Here is a 9,730-nt window from a genome sequence, read left to right on the forward strand (position 1 = left end):
CACCGCCCCACCCACGCCCGGAACCCGGGCCCACCCGACTCGCCCGCAGAAAGGCAGTGATCGATGGCCAGCGACCTTGACCCCGGCTCCACCATCTTCTTCAACCTGACCATCGACGGCGAGAACCTGGGCGTGTTCAACGGCTGCGACGGGCTCAGCTCCTCCGTCGAGATCCACCAGCACCAGGAGGGCGGCAACAACGGCTTCGTGTGGAACCTGCCCTCCCGCGTGACGTTCTCGAACATCACGCTCACCCGGCCGCTCACCCCCGACACCTCGAAGGTGGCGGCCTGGATCACGTCCATCACCACCGGGGTGACCCGGCCCACCGCGCAGATCGCCGCGCTGCGCGCGGACGGCTCGGTCGTCGCCCGCTGGGGGCTGATCGACGTGCTGCCGGTGAGCTGGCGCGGCCCGTCACTCGATCCGGCGAGCCCGTCGGTGGCCACCGAGGTGCTGGAGATCGCGCACCACGGCTTCACGGACGCGGGGGCGGCGTAGATGGCCGGCAGCAGCGGCGGCGCGGGCAAGAGCCTGGTCCGGGCCTCGCTCGCCATCCACCAGGCGCCGATCGGCTACAGCACCACACCCGGCGCGCTGATCAAGACCTTCGACTTCGACTTCAACCCCTCGGAGCTCTCGCTCAGCCGCCGCGCGCAGTGGAAGACCACGCCCACCGCCGCCGTACGGGACGGCGCGGTACCGGAGTTCATGGGGCCCGAGCCGCGGGAGCTGTCGGTCGAGGTCCTCCTGGACCGTTCCGACGACCCGAACAGCAACGACGTGCGCAAGAACGTCGAGGCGCTCTTCTCCTGCTGCGAGGTGACCTCCGCGAGCATCGAGGCGAAGCAGCCCTCGACGCCGTGGGTGGTCTTCCAGTGGGGGTCGTTCTCCACCGCCCGGTTCACCGCGTACGTCAGCTCGGTGGAGGCGTCGTACAGCCTCTTCGGCACCACCGGCGTGCCGATCCGGGCCACCTGCCGGCTCCAGTTGAACGAGATCCCGAGCAACACCCTCGGCCAGAACCCGACGTCCGGCGCGCTCACCGCCCGCCGGGTGCACCGGGTCGTGGCCGGCGACTCGCTCCAGTTCCTGGCCTGGCGGGAGTACGGCGACGCCACCGTCTGGCGGGCGATCGCCGAGAGCAACGACATCGACGACCCGACCCAACTGGTGCCGGGCACCGAACTCATCCTGCCGGCGGCCGAGGAGGTCGGCCTGCGATGACCAAGATCGGCTATTCCAACGTCCTGCACGTCACCATCGCCGGCCGGCCGCTGCTGCCGTACCACGCCACGCTGCTGGTGGGCGGCTGGGTGGACTTCGGCGTGGGGGTGCCCGGCGCGTTCCAGCTCACCTTCCGCGACCCGAAGCGGAAGCTGCTCGGCGAGGCCGGCGCGAAGATCGGCGCGGACGTGGTGCTGGCCCCGGTCTCCGACGGCCAGGGCGCGCAGTCCCCGCTGCTCACCGGCGAGATCACCGGCCTGGAGACGGACTACGACGGCACCGGCACGTTCAGCGTGATCCGCGGCTACGACCTCGGGCACCGGATGCTGCGCCAGCGCCGGGTGGTCGCCTACCGCAACATGACCGCCTCCGACATAGCCCGCAAGCTCGCCGGCCAGGACAAGGTCCCGATCGGCAAGGTCGATTCCACCAGGACGCTCTACGAGTTCATCACCCAGGCCAACGTCACCGACTGGGACTTCCTCAACCGGCTCGCGGACGAGAACGAGATGGTGATGTCCCTGAGCCCCAAGGGCACCTTCCAGTTCGAGAAGCCCGACCCGGCGTCCGGCGCTCCCCCGGTGAGCACGCCGAGCGACAAGAGCCCGTACGTCCTGGAGGCGGGCATCGACATCCTGCGCTGCCGGGCGGCGGTGACCTCCGCCGACCAGGTGGCCCGGGTCGAGGCGCGCGGCTGGGACGTGACGACCAAGCGCGACCTGGTCGGGCGGTCCACGGCCGCGGACAACCCCGGCATCAGGATCGGCACCAGCCCGGCCGCGGCGGTCACCGCGTTCGGGCCCGCGACGCTCGTCGAGACGGACATCCCGTACGACAAGCAGGGCGAGGTGAACAACGCCGCCGACTCGCTGGCCGCCGATGTCACCGGCTCGTTCGCCGAGTTGGAGGTGACCGTGCACGGGAACCCGAAGCTGCGGCCCGGCGTCCCGGTCGCCCTCTCCGACGTCGGCACGCCCTTCGAGGGCAAGTACACGGTGACCGCCGCCCGCCACACCTTCGGCGAGGGCCGGCACTACGAGACCTGGCTGACCGTCAGCGGCCGGCAGTGGCGGTCGCTGTACGGGCTCGCCTCCGGCGGGTCCGGCGGCGGCGCGACCGGCGCCGCCCGGCTGCCGGGGGTCGCCAACGCCCTGGTCACCGACATCAAGGACCCGCTCAAGCAGGGCCGGGTCAAGCTGCGGTTCCCCTGGTTGGACGACACCTACGTCAGCGACTGGACCCGGACCGTGCAGTTCGGCGGGACCGGCGGCGGCGGGCTGATCGGCCCGGACGTCGGCGACGAGGTGCTGGTGAGCTTCGACCGCGGCGCGCTGGACCACCCGTTCGTGATCGGCGGGCTCTACAACGGCAAGGACAAGCCCGGCACCGTGGACGTCCCGCCGTACGACGGCACCAGCGGCAAGGCCGTACGGCACACCCTGGCCGACCGCAGCGGCAACCGGCTGGACCTGCTCGACCAGCGGACCGGCGGCAGGCGCGGGGTGCGGCTGAGTTCGGGCGACAACCGGCTGGTGGTCGACCTGGACCGCACCCGCACCGAGATCACCGTGGACAGCAAGGGCTCGGTGAGCATCAAGGGCACCCGGTCGGTGTCGGTCGAGGCGGGCGGGAACCTGTCGCTGAAGGCGGGCGGGAGCCTGTCGCTCAAGAGCGGCGGCGTGCTCAACATCGAGGCGGCCACCATCAGCGCCCGCTCGCTCGGCGCGGTCGCCATCAACGCGCTGGCCGCGCTGGAGCTGAACGCGGTGGGCGTCACGACGGTGTCCGGCGAGGGCGCGCTGATGCTCAGCTCGCCACTGGACGTCACGGTCGACGGCACCAGCGTCATGCTGCTGGGTGTGGTCACCGCCAACGGGATCCCGGTGGTGTGATGGCAGAGCAATTCGTCGGTACCGGCTGGGCGTTCCCGCTGCGGATCGGCCCGGGCGGCGGCATCGCCATGGTCAGCGGGCAGAAGGAGGTCGAGGAGGCGATGCGGCTGGTGCTCGCCACCGCGCCGGGCGAGCGGCCGATGCGGCCCGAATTCGGCTGCGCCATCCACGACATGGTCTTCGCGCCCATCAACGAAGCGACCGCCGGCCGGATCCAGCACGAGGTGTACGCCAGCCTGGACCGCTGGGAGCCGCGGATCGAGGTGGAGGACGTCGAGGTCACCGCGGGCGACGGCCAGGGCGTGCTCTACATCGACGTCCGCTACTCGGTGCGGGGCACCAACAACCCGCGCAGCCTGGTCTTCCCGTTCTACACGATCCCCTCGCACGACTCCCCCGACCTGCCCGGCTCCTCCAGTTCCCCCGGCTTCCCCGGTTCCCAGGACTTCCCCGACGGGTCGTCCGCGGGCTCCCGGCCGGCCACCGAAAGCGACCGCTGATGGCCCTGCCCTCGCCCAACCTCGACGACCGCCGCTTCCAGCAGTTCGTGGACGACGCCAAGCGCTACATCCAGCAGCGCGCCCCCGAGTGGACCGACCACAACGTCTCCGACCCCGGCATCACCCTGGTCGAGACGGTCGCCCACATGGCCGACCAGGTGGTCTACCGGCTCAACCGGGTGCCGGAGAAGAACCACCTCGCCTTCCTCGACCTGATCGGGATCACCCTCTTCCCGCCGACGGCCGCGCGCACCGACGTGACGTTCTGGCTGTCCGCGCCGGTGGGCGAGCCGGTCCGGCTGCCCACCGGCACCGAGGTCGCCACCTCCCGCACCGAGCACGAGGAAGCGGTGGTCTTCGCCACCGAGGCCGAACTCACCGTGGTGCCGTGCGAGTTGGAGTACCTCGTGGTGCAGCACGGCGAGAAGGCCGCGGTGGACCGCACCTCGGACCTGGCCGAGGGCGGCGACCTGATGTGCTTCAGCGAGTCGCCGCGCCCCGGCGACTGCATGCTGCTGGGGCTGAGCGCCGCCGTCCCGCACTGCGCGGTCGCGCTGACCCTGGACAGCCGGGTGGACGGCGTCGGCGTGGACCCGCGGCAGCCGCCGCTGGTCTGGGAGGCGTGGACCGCGGACGGCTGGACTCCTTGCGAGGTCGACCGGGACGGCACCGGCGGCCTCAACCGCCCCGGCGAGGTCATACTGCACATCCCCGGCGGCCACACGCTGTCCAGGACCGGGCGGCGCGAGGCGGGCTGGCTGCGCTGCCGGGTCACCGAGCCGCTGGCCCGCCAGCCCGTCTACCCCACCTCGCCCACCGTCCGGTCGGTCGAGGCGTTCACCATCGGCGGCACCACCGGCGTCGTGCACGCCGAGACCGTCCGCGACGAGGTGCTGGGCGAGTCCACCGGGCTGCCCGGCCAGCGGCTGCGGCTGGCCCACTTCCCCGTGGTCGGCGACGTGCCCGCGCTGCTGCTCCAGGTCGCCGGGGACAACGGCTGGACCGACTGGGACGTCGTCGGGCACTTCGCCGCCTCCGGCCCGTCCGACCGGCACGTCACGCTCGACGCGGCCACCGGCGAGATCGCGTTCGGCCCCGCCGTCCGCGAACCCGACGGCACCTTGCGGCAGTACGGCGCGGTGCCGCCGATGGGTGCCGCGATCCGGGTCCGCCGCTACCGTACCGGCGGCGGCCGGGCCGGGAACGTCGCGCGCGGCACCATCCAGGTGCTGCGCAACTCCGTCCCGTACGTCGCCGAGGTGGTCAACCGCGAGGCCGCCAAGGGCGGGGTGGACGGCGAGAGCGTCGAGGAGGCCAAGGCCCGCGCCCCGATCACGCTGCGCGCCCAGGACCGCGCGGTGACCCTGCGGGACTACGAGGAACTGGCCCGCCGCGCCGCCCCGGAGACCGCCCGCATCACCTGCCTGGCCGCCGACCCGGACGAGCACGGCGCCCACGCGGTGCGGGTGCTGGTCGTCCCGCAGGCGGTCAACGACCCCGGCGGCCGGCTGCGGTTCGAGCAACTGGTCCCGGACGACGCCCTGCTGGAGCGGATCACCGACTACCTCGACGACCGGCGGCTGATCGGCACCCGGCTCGCGGTCGGCCCGCCCTACTACCAGGGTGTGACCGTCGTGGCCACGCTGCACGCCTTCCGCGGCACCGACACCGAGATGGTCAGGCAGCGCGCGCACGACGCCCTCTACCGCCACCTGGACCCGCTCACCGGCGGTGCCCGGGGCACCGGTTGGGCCTTCGGCCGGCCGGTGCAGGCCGGCGAGGTCTTCGCGGTGCTCCAGCGGGTGCCGGGCGTGGAACTCGTCGACCAGGTGCTGCTCCACCCGGCCGACCCGCTCACCGGCAAGCGCGGCGACCCGACCGAGCGGATCGACCTCGAACCGCCGTCCCTGGTCTTCTCCTTCGACCACCGGGTGCGCGTGATCGGGGGCCAGGAGTGACCGCGGCGACGGACGTGGGGCAGGCGGCGCCCGGCGGGCGCGGGTCGATCGACGGGCTCGGCTCGTCCGCGCCGCTCGGCGCGATGCTGCCCGCCGTCTTCGCCGAGGACGACCTCGCGCAGCGCTTCGTCGCCGGGCTCGACGAGGTGCTCGCCCCGATCCACAACGTGCTGGACTGCCTGGACTCCTACTTCGCACCGTCGCTGGCCCCCGCGGACTTCACCCGCTGGCTCGGCGACTGGGTGGGCGCGGAGACCGACGGCGTCGAGGACATCGCCGCGCTGCGCCGGGCCGTCGCCGCCGCCGCGCGCCTGCACCGCATCCGCGGCACCCGGCGCGGCCTGGCCGAGGTGGTCCGGCTCGCCTTCGGTGTGGAGCCCGAGATCAGCGAGAGCGGCGCCGCGGCCTGGGACGCAAGGCCCCTCGGCCCGGTGCCCGGCGAAAACCGCCCGCACCTGCACATCGCGATACGGCTGCCCGACCCCGACCCGTCCGACCAGGTACGGCTGGACCGCCTCGTCGCAGCCGCCCGCCCCGCTCACATGCCCTACACGGTCCAGGAGACCGCGGTTGAAAGGACCTCCCGAAGGTGACCGGACAGAGCTATGACGCCGAGCCGCCCCGGCCATCGGCGCGGACCTGCGCGGAGTGCGGCACGCGGTCGGGTCCCGACCAGTCGTTCTGCGACGGGTGCGGGGCGGTACTCGGCTGGGCGGACCCGCCCGCCGCCCCGCCGAACTCCGCGCGGCGCCCGGCCGACACCCCGCCGAGCGCCGCGGCCGGCGACGATCCGCGTCCTGCCGCGGCGACCGCGGGCACCGGGCCGACGCCGCCCCTGGCGAGCGAGGGCGCGAACGCCGCGGGTGCCGGCGGCTCTTCGCCGTCCTCCTTCGGCGGCGGCGCACCGTACACCCCGCCGGGTTCCGGCGCGGGCGCGGGCCGTACGGGGGCCGGTGGCGCGGGGCCGATGCCGCCGCGCCCGGGCGAGGGGACCGCCAGCCGCGGCTCCGGCCCCGGCGCCGGACAGGACGTGATCGGGGACCCGGGCGCCAAGTCCGCGGTTCCCTTCGGCGGGACGGGCGCCGGCCAGGAGCCGTGGGCCGAAGTGCCGCGGCAGGGGCCGGCCCCGGACGCCGAACGGCAGGCCGCGGCCTACGGATCGGCCCCGGACGCCGGTGCGGCAGCAGGTGCGGGAAGCCGTACGGACCCCATGGAAGACACCCTGGAGCAGCCGCCCGCCGCCGACCCGCACTATCCGCAGCCGCAGAGCCCGCAGCCGCCGTATCCGCAACCGCAGAACCCGCCTCAGCCGGAGCAGCCGCCGCAGCCGGAGAACCCGCCGCAGCCCTCGTCCGCCGAGGAACGGGCCCGCGCCCTGCTCATCCCGGTCGCCGACCCCCAGCAACGGCCGCCGACCGCACCGTCGGTGGGGGCGGTCATGCCCGGCCGCCCGGCCGTGTCCCGGCCGCTGGTACGGACGCCGGGCGCGCTGCCCGACGACGACGACGGCCCGGCGGGCTGCCCGTGGTGCCAGACCGGCAACCGTACGGACCGGCACTTCTGCCGGCGCTGCGCGATGCCCATGGCGGGGCGGCCACAGGAGGAGTTGGCGCGGCGCCCGTGGTGGCGGCGGCTGATGGACCTCTTCCGCCGGCGGGAGACCCCGTGGGCCGGGGACCGGCCGCGGCTGGGCCGCAACCTGGGCCGGGTGCTGACCTGGCTGGTCGGCGCGGCCGCCGCCGTGCTGGTGGTGGTGGCCGGGATGCACATCGGCGACGGGGTGCGGGCGACGCAGGACCACTTCGCCAAGCGGGCCGCGGTCGTACCCGACTCGGTGTCGGCGTCGCACTCCTTCCCGGGCCACGGGCCGAAGCTGGCGTTCGACGAGTACAACAACACGTGGTGGGGGCCGGGCGTCTCGGAGTCCGGGGCCGGGGAGTGGCTGGAGGCGCGGTTCGAGCAGCCGGTGCACCTGCTGAACCTCGTCATCACCCCCGGTGAGTCGACCCAGCCGGCCGACCTGGCGAAGTCCGCGGAGCCGCACCAGCTCGACGTCACCGTCACCACCGCCGACGGCCGCACCATCGTCCGTCACCTCACCCTCGACCAGGGCAGCGGCGGCCAGACCGTCTCCTTCCGCGCCACGAAGGTGACCTCGGTCCAATTCACCGTGCGCTCCTCCTACGGAATCGACAAGAAGAAGCAAGTGGCCATCGCCGAGATCGAGTTCTTCGGCCCGAAGCACTCCAACTGACAGCCGGGGCAGCAGTTGACGGGCCCGGTCCCCCTCGCGGGGCCGGGCCCGTCCGCGCGACCGCCGCCGTCCGGCCCACCGGTCGCGCCGTCACCGCGACGGCAGCGGCCGGCGCAGCAGGTACGCCGCCACGGTGCCCGACATCACGATCACGCACGCCACGAAGATCAGGCCCGCGCTGCGCAGCCCCACCGCCACGGCCACCGCGCCGATGCCGACCACCGGCAGCGCGATGCCGACGTAGGCGGCCACGAACAGCGCAGAGATCGTCGCGCCGCGCTGCTCCGCGGGCGCGACCCGGCTCACCGTGGCCATGGCGCCGCGGAACGCCAGGCCCTGGCCGATGCCGCTGACCACGGCGCCCGCGATCAGCACCGCCAGGGACTCCACCAGCAACGAGCAGCCGATGAGGACCAGTCCCACCATCAGCACCAGGCAGCCGAGCGGCAGGGCGCGCGCGGCGCCGACCCGGCTCATCAGCGACTGCCCGACCGTCGAAGCGAGGAAGACCGACAGGACGACCGCCCCGGAGACCGCGAGGTTGTCCACGTCCAGGTACTCGGCGACGAACGACGGGGCCACCGCGGTGAACAGGCCCAGCACCGAGAACCCGGCGAAGGCGGCGAGCGCGGCGGGCACGAACACGCCCCGCACCTGGGCGGGCACCGCCATGCCCTGCGGGCGCAGCGGCGGCCGCGGGTCGCGGCGGCGCACCGTCTCCGGCAGCGCCCAGGTGATCGCGCAGCAGACGGCGAGCAGGCCCAGGTGGACCAGGTAGGGCAGCCGCAGCGGGTAGGGCGCGTACTGCGCCAGCACCCCGGCGAGCATCGGACCGCAGCCCAGCCCGCCCATGTTGGCGGCCGTCGCGGCGAGCGCGGCCCGCCCGCGCTGAGCGGGCGCGGCCAGCTCCGTGACCGCGGCCGTCGCGGCGCCGCTGAGCAACCCCGCCGAGAAACCCGACAGCAGCCGTCCGACGAACAGCAGCGGCAGCCCGCCCTCGGACACGAAGCACACCGCGCTCAGCGCGGAGAAGCCGAGGCCGGTCAGCAGGATGGGGCGGCGGCCCAGCAGGTCGGAGAAGTCGCCGGCGATCAGCAGCGCGGCGATCACCCCGCAGGCGTAGACGGCGAAGACCACGGTCACCATGAACTCGGAGAAGCCGAGTTGCTGACGGTAGAGCCCGTACAGCGGCGTCGGCAGGGTGGTCCCGGCCATGCCCACCGCGAACACCACGGCGGCCAGGGCGTACCAGGGCCGGGCGGGGCGCTCTGCTGCGCCGGGAGTCGTCATGTCCACACGGTAGGCCCGCACCCGGCGCCAGGGCCGTCGCCGCCACCGCCCGCACGGCGGACGGGTGCCGACGGGTGCCGACGGGTGCCGACGGGTCGCCGCGGGCGGTCATCGCGGGACGGCCGGGCGGTAGGCGGTCAGGCGGGCGGGAGCGTGTCCGCGCGGCGGAGCTTCAGCGTGTTGTCGCGGCGGAGCCGGGTACGGCCCTCGGGGTCGGTGAACTCCCGCTCGTACTGGGTCGCGACCAGCAGCTCCCACCCGCCGGGCGGCAGCTCCAGGCTCGCGTGGACCTCCTCCGGGGTCGGGAAGTGCGCGTCGATGTCCGGGCGTTCCTCGCCCTCGGGCCAGCCCGCGTGACCGACGACCAGCAGCACCCCGCCGGGGGCCACCGCGGCCGCCGCCGACCGGAGGATGGCCTCGCGCGGCATCTCGACCGGCGAGTGCAGGAAGTGCGCGGACACCAGGTCGAAGCTGCCGGCCGGAAAGTCCGTGGCCAGGTCGTGGCGGCGCCACTCGACCCGGTCGGCGACGCCCGCCCGCTCGGCGTGGACGGCCGCACGCGCCAGCGCCAACCGGGAGACGTCCACCCCGGCCACCTGCCAGCCCTGC

General features: G+C 74.2%; 9 protein-coding genes. 7 read left to right on the plus strand and 2 right to left on the minus strand.

Going from position 1 to position 9,730, the window contains the following annotated elements:
* Window positions 1-63 precede the first annotated feature (63 nt).
* The 7 genes from AC13HU_RS22935 to AC13HU_RS22965 all read left to right on the plus strand — a co-directional run bounded on the left by AC13HU_RS22935 (window position 64) and on the right by AC13HU_RS22965 (window position 7,831).
* Window positions 64-501: a phage tail protein gene (locus AC13HU_RS22935; protein ID WP_483043819.1), complete on the plus strand. Its 438-nt coding sequence runs from the start codon at window positions 64-66 to the stop codon at window positions 499-501.
* A complete protein-coding gene (locus AC13HU_RS22940) occupies window positions 502-1,227 on the plus strand; it encodes a CIS tube protein (protein WP_483043820.1) in 726 nt (241 codons plus the stop codon).
* Window positions 1,224-3,119, plus strand: coding sequence for a VgrG-related protein (locus tag AC13HU_RS22945; protein ID WP_483043821.1), 1,896 nt, complete (start codon window positions 1,224-1,226; stop codon window positions 3,117-3,119). The genes AC13HU_RS22940 and AC13HU_RS22945 overlap by 4 nt, the downstream gene beginning before the upstream one ends.
* Entirely contained in the window at window positions 3,119-3,619 is a 501-nt protein-coding gene (locus AC13HU_RS22950; protein WP_483043822.1) for a GPW/gp25 family protein, read from the plus strand. Before AC13HU_RS22945 ends, AC13HU_RS22950 begins: the two co-directional genes overlap by 1 nt.
* Window positions 3,619-5,577 carry a putative baseplate assembly protein gene (locus AC13HU_RS22955; protein WP_483043823.1) on the plus strand — a complete coding sequence of 653 codons (1,959 nt, stop codon included), beginning with the start codon at window positions 3,619-3,621 and terminating at the stop codon, window positions 5,575-5,577. Before AC13HU_RS22950 ends, AC13HU_RS22955 begins: the two co-directional genes overlap by 1 nt.
* Before the next feature lie 83 nt (window positions 5,578-5,660).
* Window positions 5,661-6,170, plus strand: coding sequence for a phage tail protein (locus AC13HU_RS22960; RefSeq protein WP_483043827.1), 510 nt, complete (start codon window positions 5,661-5,663; stop codon window positions 6,168-6,170).
* Complete coding sequence (locus AC13HU_RS22965) at window positions 6,167-7,831, plus strand: NADase-type glycan-binding domain-containing protein (protein WP_483043824.1); 1,665 nt, start codon at window positions 6,167-6,169, stop codon at window positions 7,829-7,831. The genes AC13HU_RS22960 and AC13HU_RS22965 overlap by 4 nt, the downstream gene beginning before the upstream one ends.
* 90 nt (window positions 7,832-7,921) lie before the next feature.
* On the opposite strand, the gene AC13HU_RS22970 is transcribed toward AC13HU_RS22965, so the two are convergent.
* Both AC13HU_RS22970 and AC13HU_RS22975 read right to left on the minus strand, forming a co-directional pair.
* Window positions 7,922-9,121, minus strand: a complete 1,200-nt coding sequence (locus AC13HU_RS22970) for an MFS transporter (RefSeq protein WP_483043825.1) — start codon at window positions 9,119-9,121, stop codon at window positions 7,922-7,924.
* A gap of 137 nt (window positions 9,122-9,258) precedes the next feature.
* Window positions 9,259-9,730, minus strand: a 472-nt coding sequence (locus AC13HU_RS22975) for an SAM-dependent methyltransferase (RefSeq protein ID WP_483043826.1), incomplete at its 5' end; no start/stop codon positions are given.

The sequence above is a fragment of the Streptomyces sp. NH27 genome (genome assembly GCF_056859195.1).